16 protein-coding genes are annotated in these 17447 nt (G+C 66.6%); 5 read left to right on the top strand and 11 right to left on the bottom strand.

Annotated features, from left to right (window positions below):
- Positions 1-55 precede the first annotated feature (55 nt).
- The 4 genes from HV766_RS24200 to HV766_RS24185 are packed head-to-tail and all read left to right on the top strand — an operon-like array spanning position 56 to position 4432.
- Positions 56-1768, top strand: a complete 1713-nt coding sequence (locus HV766_RS24200) for an ABC transporter permease (RefSeq protein WP_175181972.1) — start codon at positions 56-58, stop codon at positions 1766-1768.
- The gene (locus tag HV766_RS24195) at positions 1765-2850 is read left to right on the top strand and encodes an ABC transporter ATP-binding protein (RefSeq protein WP_054451372.1); all 1086 of its coding nucleotides are present in this window, start codon (positions 1765-1767) and stop codon (positions 2848-2850) included. The genes HV766_RS24200 and HV766_RS24195 overlap by 4 nt, the downstream gene beginning before the upstream one ends.
- Before the next feature lie 10 nt (positions 2851-2860).
- Positions 2861-3769, top strand: coding sequence for a LysR family transcriptional regulator (locus HV766_RS24190; RefSeq protein ID WP_054451373.1), 909 nt, complete (start codon positions 2861-2863; stop codon positions 3767-3769).
- A gap of 18 nt (positions 3770-3787) precedes the next feature.
- Entirely contained in the window at positions 3788-4432 is a 645-nt protein-coding gene (locus HV766_RS24185; protein WP_013395601.1) for a histidine phosphatase family protein, read from the top strand.
- Between the two features lie 4 nt (positions 4433-4436).
- Here the strand turns inward: HV766_RS24185 and HV766_RS24180 are convergent, their stop codons facing one another.
- The 3 genes from HV766_RS24180 to carA all read right to left on the bottom strand — a co-directional run bounded on the left by HV766_RS24180 (position 4437) and on the right by carA (position 9695).
- Positions 4437-5201 (bottom strand): SDR family oxidoreductase, encoded by a 765-nt coding sequence (locus tag HV766_RS24180; RefSeq protein WP_054451375.1) that lies wholly within the window; start codon positions 5199-5201, stop codon positions 4437-4439.
- 89 nt (positions 5202-5290) lie between these two features.
- Positions 5291-8530, bottom strand: a complete 3240-nt coding sequence (carB, locus tag HV766_RS24175; RefSeq protein ID WP_054451376.1) for a carbamoyl-phosphate synthase large subunit — start codon at positions 8528-8530, stop codon at positions 5291-5293.
- Between the two features lie 10 nt (positions 8531-8540).
- The gene (gene carA / locus HV766_RS24170; protein WP_175161614.1) at positions 8541-9695 is read right to left on the bottom strand and encodes a glutamine-hydrolyzing carbamoyl-phosphate synthase small subunit; all 1155 of its coding nucleotides are present in this window, start codon (positions 9693-9695) and stop codon (positions 8541-8543) included.
- Between the two features lie 219 nt (positions 9696-9914).
- Between carA and tal the strand changes: the two genes are divergently transcribed.
- Positions 9915-10868, top strand: a complete 954-nt coding sequence (gene tal / locus HV766_RS24165) for a transaldolase (RefSeq protein ID WP_054451378.1) — start codon at positions 9915-9917, stop codon at positions 10866-10868.
- 62 nt (positions 10869-10930) lie between these two features.
- On the opposite strand, the gene HV766_RS24160 is transcribed toward tal, so the two are convergent.
- From HV766_RS24160 to HV766_RS24125, 8 genes are all read right to left on the bottom strand, one after another.
- Positions 10931-11458: a carboxymuconolactone decarboxylase family protein gene (locus HV766_RS24160; RefSeq protein ID WP_054451379.1), complete on the bottom strand. Its 528-nt coding sequence runs from the start codon at positions 11456-11458 to the stop codon at positions 10931-10933.
- 12 nt (positions 11459-11470) lie between these two features.
- Positions 11471-12265 carry an ABC transporter permease gene (locus tag HV766_RS24155; RefSeq protein WP_054451381.1) on the bottom strand — a complete coding sequence of 265 codons (795 nt, stop codon included), beginning with the start codon at positions 12263-12265 and terminating at the stop codon, positions 11471-11473.
- Positions 12266-12268: 3 nt separating this feature from the next.
- Positions 12269-13078, bottom strand: a complete 810-nt coding sequence (locus tag HV766_RS24150; protein ID WP_054451383.1) for an ABC transporter ATP-binding protein — start codon at positions 13076-13078, stop codon at positions 12269-12271.
- The gene (locus tag HV766_RS24145; RefSeq protein ID WP_054451384.1) at positions 13071-14111 is read right to left on the bottom strand and encodes an ABC transporter substrate-binding protein; all 1041 of its coding nucleotides are present in this window, start codon (positions 14109-14111) and stop codon (positions 13071-13073) included. The genes HV766_RS24150 and HV766_RS24145 overlap by 8 nt, the downstream gene beginning before the upstream one ends.
- 11 nt (positions 14112-14122) lie before the next feature.
- A complete protein-coding gene (locus HV766_RS24140) occupies positions 14123-15382 on the bottom strand; it encodes a CaiB/BaiF CoA transferase family protein (protein WP_054451385.1) in 1260 nt (419 codons plus the stop codon).
- A gap of 68 nt (positions 15383-15450) precedes the next feature.
- Positions 15451-16059 (bottom strand): recombination mediator RecR, encoded by a 609-nt coding sequence (gene recR, locus HV766_RS24135; protein ID WP_054451387.1) that lies wholly within the window; start codon positions 16057-16059, stop codon positions 15451-15453.
- A 19-nt stretch (positions 16060-16078) separates the two neighbouring features.
- Positions 16079-16405: a YbaB/EbfC family nucleoid-associated protein gene (locus HV766_RS24130; RefSeq protein ID WP_042794716.1), complete on the bottom strand. Its 327-nt coding sequence runs from the start codon at positions 16403-16405 to the stop codon at positions 16079-16081.
- A 45-nt stretch (positions 16406-16450) separates the two neighbouring features.
- Positions 16451-17447: DNA polymerase III subunit gamma/tau C-terminal domain-containing protein (locus HV766_RS24125; RefSeq protein ID WP_302476947.1), on the bottom strand; the 997-nt coding region annotated here is incomplete at its 5' end.

Genomic DNA, 17447 nt, shown 5'->3' with positions numbered 1-17447 from the left:
GGCCGGTCCCGTCCGCTGCCGCGGTTTTCCCCTGGCAACGATTTCGGGAATCTCGATGAATTCTTCGGGCCACTCGCGCCTGCCCGTCGGCCCCCTGCTGACGGCGCTACTGGTGTTCGGTTTTCTGCTGCTGTTCCTGGCCGTGCCGGTGGGCACGGTGTTCTACAGCGCATTCGTGAACGCCGACGGCAGCTTCACCATGGGCCACTTCGGCGCCTTCTTCAGCCAGCCGCTGATGAAGGAAGCCTTCTTCAACAGCCTGTACGTGGCGGGCTGGTCGGCGCTGCTGGCGTCCCTGATCGCCGTGCCGCTGGCGTACTTCACGGTGCGCTTCGATTTCCGCGGCGCGCTGCTGATCCAGACGCTGGGCGTGCTGCCGCTGATCATGCCGCCCTTCGTGGGCGCGGTCGCGATGCAGCTGATCTTCGGCCGCTCGGGCAGCGTGAACCTGCTGCTCAATGACTGGTTCGGCTTCACCATTCCGTTCATGGAGGGCCTGAACGGCGTCATCTTCGTGGAAGCGCTGCACTACTTCCCTTTCATCCTGATGAACCTGGTGGTGGCGCTGCGCAACATCGACGGCGCCATGGAAGAAGCGGCCTTCAACCTGGGTTCGCGGGGCTTTCGCCTGTTCCGCCGCGTGATCTTCCCGCTGGCCCTGCCCGGCTACGTGGCTGGCGCCTCGCTGGTGTTCGTCAAGGTGTTCGACGACCTGGGCACGCCGCTGGTGCTGGGCACCACCAACATGCTGGCGCCGCAAGCCTATCTGCGCATCACGCAGGTGGGCCTGGAGGACCCGTTGGGCTATGTGATCAGCGTGATCATGGTGGGCTTCTCGATCCTGGCGTTGTGGCTGTCGGCACGGGTCCTCAAGGGCCGCGATTACTCCACCCTGCAGAAGGGCGGCGGCTCCATCCAGAAGCGCAAACTGCGCCCGATGGAGAGCGTGCTGGCCTATGGCTGGATCATCCTGGTGCTGCTGCTGGTGCTGTCGCCGCACATGGGCGTATTGCTGCTGTCGCTGGCCAGCGTCTGGAGCTTTGCGCCGCTACCTGACGGCTACACGCTGGCGCATTACGCCGCGGTGTTCTCCGAGTCGCAAGGCATGATCGCCAACACCCTGCTCTATTGCGGCCTGGCCGCCGGCGTGGACGTGATCCTGGGGACTGCCATTGCCTACCTGATGCTGCGCACCCGCTTGCCGGCGCGCCAGTGGCTGGACTTCCTGGCTTCCGCGGCGCTGGCGATTCCAGGCATCGTGCTGGCCATCGGCTTTCTGCGCACCTTCCGCGGCATCGAGCTGCCCGGCACGGGCACGTTGCTGACCTCGTCGTGGATCATCATCATGATCGCGTACTCGGTGCGCCGGCTGCCCTACGCCCTGCGTTCCTGCGTGGCCTCGCTGCAGCAGATCAACATCTCGCTGGAAGAGGCGGCGCAATCGCTGGGCGCGACGCGCATGAGCACCATACGGCGCGTGGTGGTGCCGCTCATGGCGGGCGGCATGCTGGCGGGCTTCGTGACCAGCTTCGTGACGGCGGCCGTGGAACTGTCGGCCACCATCATGCTGGTGACCAAGGATAGCCAGGCGCCCATGAGCTACGGCATCTATCTGTACATGCAGAGCGCAGCGGGGCGGGGTCCCGGCGCCGCGCTCGGCGTCCTGGCGGTGGCCGCGGTGGCCATCGGCACGTATGTCTCGCACCTGCTGGTGGAGCGCGCCCAGTCGCGCCAGCGGCCGGCTCGCAATGAAGGGGAATCCGCATGAAGAAAGTCAGCGTCGAATGCCGCAACATCCGGCTGTCCTATGGCAAGACGGAAGTGCTCAAGGACGTCAACATCAGCATCGAGCCCGGCGAGTTCTTCGCGCTGCTGGGCCCCTCGGGCTCGGGCAAGTCCACGCTGCTGCGGCTGATCGCCGGCTTCAACCGGCACAGCGCCGGGCAGTTGCTGGTGGACGGCAAGGACATCAGCGGTACGCCGCCCTGGAACCGCAACATCGGCATGGTGTTCCAGAACTATGCGCTGTGGCCGCACATGACGGTCTGGGACAACGTGGCCTTCGGCCTGGTCGAACGCAAGCTGCCGCGCGCCGAGATCCATGCCAAGGTGGAAGCCGCGCTGGACCTCGTCGGCCTGTCCCAGTATGGCAAGCGCCGCCCCAACCAGCTTTCCGGCGGGCAGCAGCAGCGCGTGGCCCTGGCGCGCACCATCGTGATCGAGCCGCAGGTGCTGCTGCTGGACGAGCCTCTGTCCAACCTGGACAAGAAGCTGCGTGTGCAGATGCGCCAGGACCTGCTCAGCCTGCAGCGCCGGCTTGGCATCACCACCATCTTCGTCACCCACGACCAGGAAGAGGCCATGACCACCGCCGACCGCATGGCGGTGCTGGACCATGGCGTGGTCCAGCAGATCGGCGCGCCCAGCACCTTGTTCGACTATCCGGTGAACCGTTTCGTCGCCAACTTCGTGGGCACGATGAACGTGCTGGAAGGCGACGTGCGCGAACGCACCAGCGGCAGCGTGGTGCTGGCGGTGGAAGGCGTGGGCGACCTGCACCTGCCGCTCACGGGCGAAGCGCCCGCCGCTACCCGGCTGGCGGCCAGCTTCCGCCCGCACACGGTACAGATCGAAATGGCGGACGGGCTGGGCGACGCGCGCTATGTGTGGCTGCCGGGCATCGTGGAAAGCAGCGAGTTCCTGGGCGAGTTCACCCGCTATCAGGTGCAGATCGGCGAGCAGCGGCTGACGGCGGACCAATCGCATCTGGCCGGGCTGTCGCCCTTCCCCATCGGCGCTCCGGTTTCCATCGGTCTCGAACCTACCCAAGTGCGGCTCCTGGCGGCCTAAACTCGGGGCCATGGAAATCTATCAGATCCGCGCCTTCGTCACCGTCGCCCGGCTGGGCAACCTGACGAAGGCGGCCGAGGCGCTGTCGCTGACCCAACCCGCCGTGACCGCGCAGATCAAGGCGCTGGAACAAAGCCTGGGCGTGGCCTTGTTCGACCGCAGCGGCGGCAGGCTGGCCTTGGCCAAGGCCGGCGAGGTGCTGCTGCCCACCGCCGAATCGCTGCTGGTGCTGGGCGCGCAGTTCAAATCCGAAGCCCAGCAGCTGCAAGGCAGCCTGCATGGCGCGGTCGAGCTGGGCGTGCCCAGCGAAAAGCCGGATTTCCTGCGCCTGGGCGAACTGGCCTCGGCCGTCACCCAGCGCCTGCCGCTGGTCGAGCTGAAGACCCAGACCCTGCCTGCCGCCGCGTTGGCGGAACAGGTCAGCACCGGCCGCCTGCCGGCGGCGCTGATCATCGCCGCCAATCCGCCGCGCGGCGTGCTTTGGCAGCCCCTGCGCAGCGTGCGCTACCGCATCGCCATGCCCAAGGAGCACGCCGCCGTGCTCAAGCGCGGCGGCTGGCGCGAGGTGGCGCAATTGCCCTGGCTGGACGGCCCCGCCGGCAGCCATACGCACCTGCTGTTGCGCGACATGTTCGAACGCCATGGCCTGTCGCCGCGCATCGTGATGCAGAATGACGACCAGGCCAACCTGGACGCGCTGGTGCGCGCGGGCGCCGGCTGCGCCCTGCTGCGCGAGGAAGCCGCGCTGGCCGGCGCGGCCTCGAACGACTTCATCGTCTGGGGCCAGGCGCGCGTGGACGCCATGCTGGGATTCATCCTGCCCTATGAGCGCGCTAGCGAGCCCGCGCTGGTCGCGTTAAGCTCGATCATTCAAACCATCTGGAAACCGCGCGCGCCCATCGCGTCCGGCCAGCTCTAAATCCGCATCAAGACCGTAATGACTGAAATCTGGTTCATCCGCCACGGCGAAACCGACTGGAACCGCCAGCGCCGCCTGCAAGGCTGGCAAGACATCCCCCTGAACGAATTCGGCGTCAACCAGGCCAGCCTGCTGGCCGCGCGCATGCGCGAAGAGGCCCGCCACACGCCCATCCACGCCATTTACAGCAGCGACCTGCAGCGCGCCCACGCCACCGCCGTGCCCGTGTCCGAACAGCTGGGCCTGCGCGTGCGCGTGGAGCCGGGCATCCGCGAGCGCGGCTTCGGCGTGCTGGAAGGCCTGGACCACGAACGCATCGATGTGCTGGCCCCCGAAGCCGCTGCCGCCTGGAAGAGCCGCGACCCGCTGCGCCCGCTGGACGGCGGCGAAACGCTGGGCCAATTCCAGTCCCGCGTCATTTCCACCGTGGACGACATCGCCAGCCGCCACGACGACGAACGCATCCTGATGTTCACGCACGGCGGCGTGCTGGACATCATCTGGCGCCATGCCTCGGGCGTGCCGTTGAACGGGCCGCGCGACGCCTCGCTGCTGAACGTCAGCATCAACCGCGTCGGCGTGCAGGGCCGTAAATGGCAGGTGCTGGACTGGGGCGACGTGGGCCACGTGACCGACGAAGTCGGCAACGACGTGGTGCCGTGAACGCTTAGCGCGCGCGGCGCGGCTTGCGCGGCGCGTTGCGCGCCAGCCTGTCGTAGACGGCATTGGGCAACAAGCGCATCAGCTTGGCCACGATGCCCATCTGCCACGGAATCACCACATAGGACGCGCCCCGCCCGATCGCGCTGCGCGCGCGGCGGGCGAAGGCGTCTGCTTCCATCAGGAAAGGCATGGAATACGGGTTGTGGGCCGTCATCGCCGTCTTGATGTAGCCGGGCGCGATCGTCACCACGTCTATGCCTTCGGCGGCCAGCTCCAGCCGCAGGCTTTCGCAATAGGTCACCACCGCCGACTTGGACGCGCTGTAGGCGCCCGCGCCCGGCAGCCCCCGCACCCCTGCCACGCTGGCGATGCCCACCAGCCTGCCCGACCCGGCCTGGCGCATGGACGCGATGAAGGGTTCGAAGGTCGCCACGGTGGCCAGCAGATTGGTGTCGACGATGGCCTTGAAGACGTCGTAGTCCTCGCCATGCTCGGTCAGGGTGCCGGCGCTGATGCCGGCGCTGGCGATGACCACGTCCACCCGGCCCTGGCAAAAGGCAATGAAATCCTGTGCCGCGGCATGCAGCGCCTGGCGGTCGCGCACGTCCACTGCATAGCAGCGGTGCTCGCCGGGCAGGCTGTCGGCCAGTTCGCGCAGCGCGTCCTCGCGCCGGCCCAGCAGGCCCAGCGTAGCGCCCGTGGACGCGTATTGCTGCGCCAAGGCGCGTCCCAGGCCGCTGCTGGCGCCGGTGATGAAGACTCTTTCCATGTGTGCCTGATGCCTGTCGTAGCGTTGCGGAATCGCGTTGCAAAAAAATAGGGCACGCTTTCGCGTGCCCTATTGTGTCGCTTGCCAGCTTAGCCTTGCAAGGAAGCGTGCAGCTCCTGCAGCGGATACACCTGCAGGCCCAGGCCTTGGCGCAGGTATTGCATGCCTTCGACCGCGGCGCGGGCGCCGGCGATGGTCGTGAAGAAGGTCACGCGGGCGGCCAGCGCCTGGGTGCGGATGGTGCGCGAATCAGCGATGGCGTTACGGCGCTCTTCGACGGTGTTGATGACCAGCGAGATCTCGCCGTTCTTCACCATGTCGACGATGTGCGGACGGCCTTCGGTGACCTTGTTCACCAGTTGAACCGGAATGCCGGCGGCTTCGATCTCGGCAGCCGTGCCACGCGTGGCGACCAGCTTGAAGCCGAGCGCGTGCAGGCCGCGCGCCACTTCCACCGCCAGGGGCTTGTCCTGGTTCTTGACGCTGATGAACACCGTGCCGGATTCCGGCAGGCGCACACCCGCGGCCAGCTGCGACTTGACGAAGGCTTCGCCGAAGCTCGTGCCTACGCCCATCACCTCGCCGGTCGACTTCATTTCCGGACCCAGGATGGTGTCCACGCCCGGGAACTTCACGAACGGGAACACGGCTTCCTTGACCGAGAAGTAAGGCGGCACGACTTCCTTGGTGATGCCTTGCGCAGCCAGGGTCTGGCCGGCCATGGCGCGCGCGGCGATTTTGGCCAGTTGCAGGCCGGTGGCCTTGGAAACGTAGGGCACCGTGCGCGAAGCGCGCGGGTTCACTTCCAGCACGTAGACGTCGCCACCCTGGATCGCGAACTGCACGTTCATCAGGCCGCTGACGTTCAATGCCTTGGCCATCATCGTGGTCTGGCGCTTGATCTCGGCGATGACTTCCGCCGACAGCGAGTACGGGGGCAGGCTGCAAGCCGAGTCGCCCGAGTGCACGCCGGCCTGCTCGATGTGTTCCATGACGCCGCCGATGAAGACGGTTTCACCGTCGGCCAGGCAGTCCACGTCCACTTCGGTGGCGTTGTTCAGGAAGCGGTCCAGCAGCACCGGCGAGTCATTGCTGACCTTCACGGCCTCGCGCATGTAGCGCTCGAGGTCCTGCTGCTCGTGCACGATTTCCATGGCGCGGCCGCCCAGCACATAGCTGGGACGCACGACCAGGGGATAGCCGATTTCGGCGGCGTGGGCCAGGGCCTCGCCTTCGGTGCGCGCAGTGCGGTTGGGCGGTTGGCGCAGGCCGAGCTTGTTGAGCAGCTTCTGGAAGCGCTCGCGGTCTTCGGCCACGTCGATGGATTCAGGGCTGGTGCCGATGATGGGCACGCCGTTGGCTTCCAGGGCGCGCGCCAGCTTCAGCGGGGTCTGGCCGCCGTACTGGACGATCATGCCGACCGGGTTTTCCTTGTGGACGATTTCGAGCACGTCTTCGAGCGTCAGCGGCTCGAAGTACAGGCGATCCGAGGTGTCGTAGTCGGTGGACACGGTTTCCGGGTTGCAGTTGACCATGATGGTCTCGTACCCGTCATCGCGCAGCGCCAGCGCGGCGTGCACGCAGCAATAATCGAACTCAATGCCCTGGCCGATGCGGTTCGGACCGCCGCCCAGCACCACGATCTTCTTGCGGTCGGTGGGCGCGGCTTCGCACTCTTCCTCGTAGGTCGAGTACATGTAGGCCGTGCGGGTGGCGAATTCGGCGGCGCAGGTGTCGACGCGCTTGTAGACCGGACGCACGTTCAGCTGGTGGCGCAGCTTGCGCACTTCGGATTCCGAGGAATCCAGCAGGAAGGCCAGGCGGCGGTCGGAGAAACCGCGGCGCTTGAGTTCCCACAGCGTGGCGTAGTCCAGGTCAGCCAGCGTCTTCTGTTCCAGCGCCAGCTCGATGTCGACGATTTCCTTGATCTGCGACAGGAACCACGGATCGATGTGCGTGATGTTGTGCACTTCGTCCAGCGTGAAACCCTGCGCGAAGGCATCGCCCACGTACCAGATGCGTTCCGGACCAGGTTCGCCCAGTTCGACCTGCAGCTTTTCGCGGTCGGTGGTCTTCTGGTTCAGGCCGTCCACGCCCACTTCCAGGCCGCGCAGCGCCTTCTGGAAGGATTCCTGGAAGGTGCGGCCAATGGCCATGACTTCACCCACGGACTTCATCTGGGTGGTCAGGCGCGCGTCGGCGGTGGGGAATTTTTCGAAGGCGAAACGCGGCACCTTGGTGACCACGTAGTCGATCGAGGGCTCGAACGAGGCGGGCGTGGCGCCGCCGGTGATTTCGTTCTTGAGCTCGTCCAGCGTGTAGCCCACGGCCAGGCGCGCGGCGACCTTGGCGATGGGGAAGCCGGTAGCCTTGGACGCCAGCGCCGACGAACGCGACACGCGCGGGTTCATCTCGATGACGATCATGCGGCCGTTCTTGGGATTGACGGCGAACTGCACGTTCGAGCCGCCCGTATCCACGCCGATCTCGCGCAACACCGCGATCGATGCGTTACGCATGATCTGGTATTCCTTGTCGGTCAGCGTCTGAGCCGGCGCCACGGTGATGGAGTCGCCCGTGTGCACGCCCATCGGGTCCAGGTTTTCGATGGAGCAGACGATGATGCAGTTGTCCGCCTTGTCGCGGACCACTTCCATCTCGAATTCCTTCCAGCCCAGCAGCGACTCTTCGATCAGCAGTTCGCTGGTGGGCGAAGCTTCCAGGCCGCGGCGGCAGATGGTTTCGAATTCTTCGGCGTTGTAGGCGATGCCGCCGCCCGAACCGCCCATGGTGAAGCTGGGGCGGATCACGGCGGGGAAACCGGAGGTGCCGACTTCGGCCGCGATGCGGCGCTGCACTTCCCAGGCTTCGTCCATGCTGTGGGCGACGCCCGACTTGGCCGATTCCAGGCCGATGTCGGTCATGGCCTGCTTGAACTTCTGGCGGTCTTCGGCCTTTTCGATGGCGTGCTCGTTGGCGCCGATCAGCTCGACGTTGTGCTTCTTCAGCACGCCGTGGTGGGCCAGGTCCAGGGCGCAGTTCAGCGCGGTCTGGCCGCCCATGGTGGGCAGCAACGCATCGGGCTTTTCACGCTCGATGATCTTTTCGACGGCTTGCCAGGTGATGGGCTCGATGTAGGTGACGTCGGCCGTTTCCGGGTCCGTCATGATCGTGGCCGGGTTGCTGTTCACCAGGATGGTGCGGTAGCCCTCTGCCTTGAGCGCCTTGCACGCCTGTGCGCCGGAATAGTCGAATTCGCAGGCCTGCCCGATGATGATGGGGCCGGCGCCGATGATGAGTATGCTTTTTAGGTCTGTACGCTTGGGCATGATGCAATCTTTACTTTTGGCCGGACATCAGGGCGATGAACTTGTCGAACAGTTCAAGGATGTCGTGCGGACCCGGGCTGGCTTCGGGGTGACCCTGGAAGCAGAAGGCCGGGCGGTCGGTGAGCTCGAAGCCCTGCAGCGTGCCGTCGAACAGCGAGACGTGCGTCACGCGCGCGTTGGCCGGCAGGCTGGTCGCGTCGACAGCGAAACCGTGGTTCTGGCTGGTGATGAACACGCGCTTGGACTGGAGGTCCTGCACGGGGTGGTTGGCGCCGTGGTGGCCGGTCTTCATCTTGAGCGTCTTGCCGCCCAGCGCCAGGCCCATGATCTGGTGGCCCAGGCAGATGCCGAACACCGGCAGCTTCTTGTCCAGGAAGGCGCGCGTGGCTTCGATCGCGTAGTCGCAGGGCTCGGGGTCGCCAGGGCCGTTGGACAGGAACACGCCGTCGGGATTGAGCTTCAAGACTTCCTCGGCGCTGGTCTGGGCCGGCACCACCGTCAGGCGGCAGCCGCGGTCGGCCAGCAGGCGCAGGATGTTGGTCTTGATGCCGAAGTCGTAGGCCACGACGTGGAACTTGGACTGGTCGGGCTTGGAGAAGCCCTCGCCCAGTTGCCAGGTGCCTTCGGTCCATTCGGCGCGATCCTTGAGCGACACCTCCTTGGCCAGGTCCTGGCCGGCCATGCCGGCAAAACCGCGGGCCAGCTCGACGGCGCGCTCGGCGTCGGTGCCGACGAAGATGCAGGCGCCCTGGGCGCCCTTTTCACGCAGGATGCGGGTGAGCTTGCGGGTGTCGATGCCGGAAATGGCGACGACGCCTTGCTCGGAGAGGTACTCAGGCAACGATTGCGTGGAACGGAAGTTCGACACGCGGGCGGGACAGTCGCGGACCACCAGGCCGGCGGCAAAGACGCGCTTGGCTTCCACGTCTTCGGCGTTGACGCCGGTATTGCCGATGTGCGGATAGGTCAGCGTGACGATCTGGCCGCTATAGCTGGGATCGGTGAGAATTTCCTGGTACCCGGTCATCGCGGTGTTGAACACCACTTCGGCAACGGTATGCCCAGGCGCACCGATCGACACGCCTCGAAAAATGGTACCGTCCGCCAGAGCCAGAATTGCAGGAGGGAAGCGGTTGATCCCCTCGGGAAAGAGTTGCGGCAGCACAGTAAACCCCGGTTTTAGAATCGATAATCAAACCTTCGGATTATACCTTGAGCGGCCGTTTTTCTCGGGGAACCGCGCCAAATAAGGCCGGAAACGGGGTTTTGGCCTGTTTTTCCGCGTCCCGCCGTCCCCCTCCGCCGTCCGGCCGGCAGCGCGCCTGCGGCCTCGGTGATACGCTAGGACACCTTCAACCCTAGCCTGCAGCGAGCCGTACCGTCCATGCCCAGCCAACTCGACGCCCTGCGCAACCACACCACCGTCGTCGCCGACACGGGGGATTTCGAAGCGATGAAGGCGTTGCGTCCCACCGACGCCACCACAAACCCGTCCCTAATTCTTAAGGCCGTCCAGCAGGACGCCTACCGTCCCCTGCTGGAAAAGACCGCGCGCGAACACCGCGGCGCGCCCACTGCCGAACTCATGGATCGCCTGCTGGTGGCCTTTGGCCGCGCCATCCTGGACATCGTGCCCGGCCGCGTGTCGACTGAAGTCGACGCCCGCCTGTCCTTCGACACCCGCGCCACCATCGAACGCGCCCGCAGCCTGATCGCCCTGTACGAAGCCGCTGGCGTGCCGCGCGAGCGCGTGCTGATCAAGATCGCCTCGACCTGGGAAGGCATCCAGGCGGCCCGCGCCCTGCAATCGGAAGGCGTGCGCTGCAACCTGACCCTGCTGTTCTCGCTGCCGCAGGCCGTGGCCTGCGCCGATGCCCGCGTGCAGCTGATCTCGCCCTTCGTCGGCCGCATCTACGACTGGCACAAGAAGTCCGCCGGCGCCAACTGGGTCGAGGCCGACAATGCCGGGGCGCGCGATCCCGGCGTGCTGTCCGTCACGCGGATCTACCAGTACTACAAGCACTTCGACATCCCCACGGAAATCATGGGTGCGAGCTTCCGCAACGTGGGCCAGATCCTGGCGCTGTCGGGCTGCGACCTGCTGACCATCAGCCCCGAGCTGCTGACCAAGCTGGCCGGCACCGAGGGCGACGCGCCCGCGCAATTGCGCGCCGACGACGTGCCCGCCAACATCGCCCGCATTGGCGCGGACGAGGTCACCTTCCGCACCCTGCTCAACGAGGATGCGATGGCCAGCGAAAAGCTGTCGGAAGGCATCCGCCTGTTCGTGGCGGACGCGGTCAAGCTGGATGCGTTGATCGAGGCGCAGCGCGCCTGAGCGCGACTTTCCTCTGCCACATCCGCAAGCACGCGCGCGGCCCTTGCGGCCGCGCGCGTGCGTCAGCGGTGATCGTGTGAATGCACCTGCAGCGCTTCCAGGAAGCGCGACACCATGTTGTAGGCCGCCACCGTCGCGGTCAGCTCCACGATGAGCTTTTCGGAGCCCATCGCCGCCTTCGCCGCCTGGAACACCGGTTCCGGCACCTGCACCTGTCGCGTCATGGCATCGGTGTAGGCCAGCACCGCCCTTTCGCGTTCATCGAACAGATCTGACGCTTCCCAATCATTGAGCGCGTCCAGCTGCGCTTGCGAAACGCCTTCCTTCAGCGCGATCGGCGCATGCTGGTCGGCCTCGTAGGGCGCGCCGTTGATGGCCGCCACGCGCATGATGACCAGCTCGCGCAGATCGCCAGGCAAGGTGCTGAGCTGGCGGATCGAGGTCAGGTAATTGAGCCAGCCGCCGGCCACCGCGGGGCTGTGCAGCAGCATCTGGTACAGGTGCAGGACGCTGCCGCGTTCGGCGACGATGCGGTCGACCAGAGGCTTGGCTTCGGGATGGGTCAGGTCGGCGTAGGGTAGACGGGCCATGGGAAACTCCGGTCAGATCTTTTCGGTTTCGCCGGACCTGGGCTGCCATTTCATCAGCCGCTTTTCGCCCATGCCGACGATGGCGTCCAGCACCAGCGCAAAAGCCGTGAGCACGATGATGCCCGCGAACACGGTGTTGACGTCGAAAGTGCCTTCGGCCTGCAGGATCAGGTAGCCCACGCCGCTGGCCGAGCCCAGATACTCGCCCACCACCGCGCCCACGAAGGCCAGGCCCACGGAGGTATGCAGGCTGGAAAACACCCAGCTGGTGGCAGACGGCAGGTAAACGTGCCGCAACAGCTGGCGGCGGCGCGCGCCCAGCATCCTGGCGTTGTCCAGCAAGGTGGGGCTGACTTCGCGCACGCCCTGGTAGACATTGAAGAACACGATGAAGAACACCAGCGTCACGGCCAGCGCCACCTTGGACCAGATGCCCAGGCCGAACCACATGCCGAAGATGGGCGCCAGGATGACGCGCGGCATCGAGTTGGCGGCCTTGATGTAGGGATCGAGGATCGCGCTTGCGCCGGGCGACAGACCCAGCCACAGGCCAAAGGCCAGGCCGGCGATGGTGCCGATGAAAAACGCCAGCACGGTTTCGGTCAGCGTCACGCCCAGGTGGGTATAGATGTCCGCGTTGGTCACGAACCAGGCCCAGATGCGGCCCCACACTTTCAGCGGTTCGCCGAAAAAGAAGGCCACCTTGGGATCGCGCGACGCGAAATGCCAAACGAGAAGAATGATGACGAGCAGCAGCAACTGCCAGAAGCGCAGGCTGGCCGAACCGGGTTTGATCAGCTTGGACATGGCCTAGGCTCGCTTCTGTTGGGCGTAGCCCTTAAGAACTTCTTCGCGCAGCACGCCCCAGATGGCGGAGTGCAGCTCCACGAAGCGCGGATGCGTGCGCACTTCGGCCACGTCGCGCGGACGCGGCAGGTCGATGGCGAATTCGCCGATGGGGTGCGTGCCGGGCCCTGCCGACAGCACCACCACGCGATCGCTCATGGCGATGGCCTCGTCCAGGTCGTGCGTGATGAAGAGCACGGCCTTGCGCTTGGCCATCCACAGGTCCAGGACCTCGTTCTCCATGAGCTGGCGCGTCTGGATGTCCAGCGCCGAGAACGGCTCGTCCATCAGGATGATGTCGGGATCGCGGATCAGCGTCTGCGCCAGCATCGTGCGCTTGCGCATGCCGCCCGACATCTGATGCGGATAACGGCCCTCGAAGCCGCCCAGGCCCACGCGGCGCATCCATTCGCGGCCGCGCTCCAGCGCCTGTTGCCGAGGCACGCCGGCAAAGTCCAGGCCCGCCACCACGTTGTCCAGCGCGCTGCGCCAGGGCAGCAGGGCCTCACCCTGGAACATGTAGCCGGCCCGCTCATTGATGCCGGACAGAGGCTGCCCGAACACCTTCACGCTGCCCGAGGACGGCGCCAGCAAGCCGGCGCTGACGTTGAGCAGGGTGGACTTGCCGCATCCGGTCGGACCCACCACCGACACGAACTCCCCTGGCGCGATGGCCAGGGTCGTGTCGCTGACGGCGGTGTAGCGCTGCGAGCGGTCGTCGCGGGAGACAAAGGTGCAGCTGATGTTTTCCAGCGACAGCGCGGCTTCAGCCATTGGGGTACTTCTCGTTGGCGCGGCGCGCGTAGTCGTTGGTCCAGACCTTGGACGGGTCGATCTTGGAGCCGTCGAAATCCGCCTGGTAGGCAGCCAGCGCCTTGAGCGCAGTGGCGGCGCCATCCTCGGGGATCAGGCCGTCCGGCGACAGGCCTTCCAGGCTCTTGGCGATGGCGGCCTTGTAGACGGCCGGATCGCCCAGCAGATAGGTTTCCGGCACGACCTTGGCGATTTCGTCGGCGCCGGCCTTCTGGATCCACTTGTCGGCGCGCACCAGCGCGTTGGCCAGGGCCTGGGTGGTGTTGGGATTGGCGTCAAGGAAGGCCTGCGGGGCGTACAGGCAGCCCGCCGGCATGTTGCCGCCGAAGATTTCCTTGGTGTCCTTGAGCGTGCGCGTATCGACGATGATCTGGATGTCGCCCGGCATTTCCAGCATCGACACCACGGGGTCGGTGTTGGAGATGGCGTCGATCTGGCCGCTGCGCAGCGCGGTCACTGCGCCGGCGCCGGCGCCCACGCCGATGATGGACACATCCGAGGCCTTCAGGCCGTGCTTGGCGAGGAAGAAGCTGACCACCATGTTGGTGGACGAGCCCGGCGCGGTCACGCCGATCTTCTTGCCCTTCAGGTCGGCGGCGCTCTTGTAGTTGGGCAGGTTCTTCTTGGACACGCCCACGCCTATCATCGGCGCGCGGCCCTGCAGCACGAAGGCGCGGTAGGCCTGGCCCTTGGATTGCATGGACAAAGTGTGTTCGAACGCGCCCGACACGATGTCGGCGCTGCCTCCCACCACGGCCTGCAAGGCCTTGGAGCCACCCGCGAAGTCGGCGATGCTGACGTCCAGCCCTTCGTCCTTGAAGTAGCCGCGGGCTTCCGCGATGGACAGGGGGAGATAGTAGATCAGCGGCTTGCCGCCGACTGCGATCTGGACCTTGGTCTTCTCCAGCTTCTGCGCGCGCACGATGGCGGGCGCCATGCCCATGACGCCGGCGGCGCCGGCCATCTTGAGCAGATCACGGCGAGTGACTGACATGTGCTTGTCTCCTAGTTGTCGGGCAGACCGATAGCGCCGGTCTTTGCCAGCTCTTCTATAGCCGCTGAATCATACCCCAGCGATTTCAGGACTTCCTCGGTATGTTCCCCTAATACGGGCCCCACCCAGCGCGTCTCGCCGGGCGTCTCCGACAGCTTGGGCACGACGGCCGGCAGCTTGACCGGCGTGCCGTCAGGGAAGCGGTGCTGCTCTATCATGCGGCGCGCCAGGAACTGCGGATCGCTGAACATGTCGGCCACGCTGTAGATCTTGCCCACCGGCACGTCGGCGCCCTTCAGTGCGCCCAGCGCCTCTTCGATGCCGCGCGCGCCGCACCACTGCTGGATGGCGCCGTCGATCTCGTCCACGCGCTTGGCGCGGCCGTCGTTGCGCACCAACCCCGGATCCGTGGCCAGATCGTCACGGCCGATGGCGCGCATCAGCCGGTGGAAGATCGCGTCGCCGTTGCCGGCGATGACGATGTTCTGGCCATCGCGGGTGGTGTAGGTATTCGAAGGCACGATGCCGGGCAGCGCGCCGCCAGTACGCTCGCGCACCACGCCGGCCACGTCGTACTCTGGCACCAGGCTTTCCATCATGTTGAACACGGCCTCGTACAGCGCCACGTCCACCATCTGGCCCTGCCCCGCCTGGCACTCCGCGCCCTGCTTGCCGTTCCAGCGCCCGCCGGTGGCGTCGCGGTGCCGCAGCGCCATCATCGCGCCGATCACGCCGTGCAAGGCGGCGATGGAATCGCCGATGGAGATGCCCACGCGCAGGGGCGGCCGGTCGGGATGGCCCGACACGTAGCGCAGCCCGCCCATGGATTCGCCGATGGCGCCAAAGCCCGGCTGGTCCTTCATGGGCCCCGTCTGCCCATAGCCGGACAGGCGCACCATGATGAGCGCGGGGTTGATGGCGCGCAGCTGCTCGTAGCCCAGCCCCCACTTCTCCAGCACGCCCGGCCGGTAGTTCTCGACCACCACGTCGGCGTCCAGCGCCAGCTTGCGGGCGATCTCCCGCGCGCGTGGATCTTTCAGGTTGAGTGCGATGGATTGCTTGTTGCGGGCCTGCACCGTCCACCAAAGGGAATTGCCCTCGTGCAGATGGCGCCAGCTGCGGATGGGGTCGCCGCCGCCCGTGCCGTCAGGCCCGTGGGGCGTTTCCACCTTGATGACATCGGCGCCGAATTCGCCGAAGATGCGCGCGGCGAATGGGCCGGCAATGAGCGTGCCGAGTTCCAGGACCTTCAGTCCGGTCAGCGCTGACATGGCTTGTCTTCCTCACGGTTTTTGCCGTTGCCGATACGTTGCCGGCAAGGCGTTCTGGCACTGCGGAATCAGGTGGTCTTGCGCTCCATCAGGGCCCAGGCGATGGTCCCGGCGTCGACGTATTCCAGCTCGCTGCCGGCAGGCACGCCGCGCGCCAGCCGCGTGACCCGCAGGCCGCGCTCGCCCAGCGCTTCGCCCAGGAAGTGGGCGGTGGTTTCGCCTTCGGCGGTGAAGTTGGTGGCCAGGATGACCTCCTGCACCACGCCGTCGGTCGCGCGCTTGATCACCCGCTCGAAATCCAGCTCGCGCGGACCGATCCCTTCGAGCGGCGCGACGCGGCCCATCAGCACGTAATACAGGCCGCGATAGCCGTGACTGGACTCGATCATGTTCTGATCGGCCGGCGTCTCGACGATGCACAGCAGCGAGGGATCGCGCTTGGGATTGATGCAGGTGCCGCAGACTTCCTCTTCCGAGAAACTGTTGCAGCGGGCGCAATGCTTCAGGTCCCGCACCGCGCCCGCCAACGCCTGCCCCAGCATGTCCGCGCCTTGCGGGTCATGCTGCAGCAGGTGATAGGCCATGCGCCGGGCAGAACGCACGCCCACGCCGGGCAGGCGCCGCAGCGCCTCGATCAGCGAGACGAGCGGCTCGGGTTCAGGCAGTAGCGGGTCCATTGCGGCTTTGGGGCTGCGTTCAGAACGGCAGCTTCATGCCCGGGGGCAGCGGCATGCCGGCGGTGACCGAGGCCATCTTTTCCTGCGAGGTGGCTTCGGCCTTGCGCAGCGCGTCGTTGAACGCGGCGGCGACCAGGTCTTCCAGCATGTCCTTGTCGTCGCCCAGCAGCGACGGATCGATGGCCACGCGCTTGACGTCGTGGCGGCAGGTCATGGTGACCTTGACCAGGCCGCCGCCGGAGGCGCCTTCGACCTGGATCTCGGCCAGCGCGTCCTGCGCCTTCTTCATGTTTTCCTGCATTTGCTGCGCCTGGCGCATCAGGCCGGCCAGTTGTCCTTTCATCATGATCGATGCTTCCTTGAACGAGGGGAATGAGAGATGGCCGCCGCTTCAGGCAGCGGCGGCGGGGGAATCTACGTGGCGGATCGAGCCGGCGACGACCTGGCCGCCGAAATCGGCGACGAGCGCCTGTACGAACGGGTCGACCGCGACCGCCTCTTCGGCGGCCTGCTGGCGGGCGGCGCGTTCGGCCTGGGCCACGGCATGCGCCGTCGCCTCGCCCGTCACGCCGACCTCGACGTCCAGCCGTATGCCTTGGCCGAAATGTTCGCACAACACCGTCTGCAGACGGACGCGGCTTTCGCTTTCGGCCAGCGTCTTGACGGCCACGCGCAGGATGACGGCATCGCCCTGCACGCCGGCCCATGCGCTCTGGCGCGCCAGTTCCGCCGCCAAGCCGGTGACCGGCAGGCGCGCAGCCAGCTCGGGCCAGGTTTCCGACGTCATGTCCGTCAGGCGGGCGCGCGACGACTGCCGCTTGCGCGCGGGCGCCGGACCTTCGCGGCGGGCCGCTGGCGGCGGCGCGGCCGAGGGCGCGCTGGCCAGGGTTTCGAAATCATCGTCGTCGGGATCCGACGTAAAGCCGTTGTCCGGCGCAAAGCCGCCTTCGGCTTCGAACGGGATTTCTTCGTCGACCCAGGCGGGCGGGCCTTCGCCGTCGTCGGCTTGGGGCGCGGGCGCGATGGCTGCGGCGGTCGCGGGCGTGACCGCCAGCGCGGCCGAACCAGCGGTCTTGCCAGCTTCGGATTCGGACATGGCCGGCGCATCGGCAGGCAGTTCTTCCCAGGGCGGCACGCTGCCGGGCTGGGTGGCTTGCGAAGTTTGTTCCAACGCGGCCGGTTCGGGTTCCGCCGCGGCAGGCGCCGGTTCAGCCTTCTGCGCGATGGCTGCGGGAGCCGCGGACTCAGCCGGAGCAGGAGCCTGCGCGGCCACGGGCGGCGCCGGAATCGCGGCGACCGGTGCAGGCTCCGCAACCGCTGCTGCGGCTGCGGGCTGAACGGCTGCCGGCGCGGGCTGGGGCTGCGCCGCGGCGGGCGCAGGCGCGGCA

This window comes from Achromobacter aegrifaciens (genome assembly GCF_902859735.1).
In the GTDB taxonomy this organism is placed as follows: Bacteria; Pseudomonadota; Gammaproteobacteria; order Burkholderiales; family Burkholderiaceae_B; genus Achromobacter; species Achromobacter aegrifaciens.
Note: the sequence above shows the minus strand (reverse complement) of the source record. Positions and strands in the feature narration are given on the sequence as shown.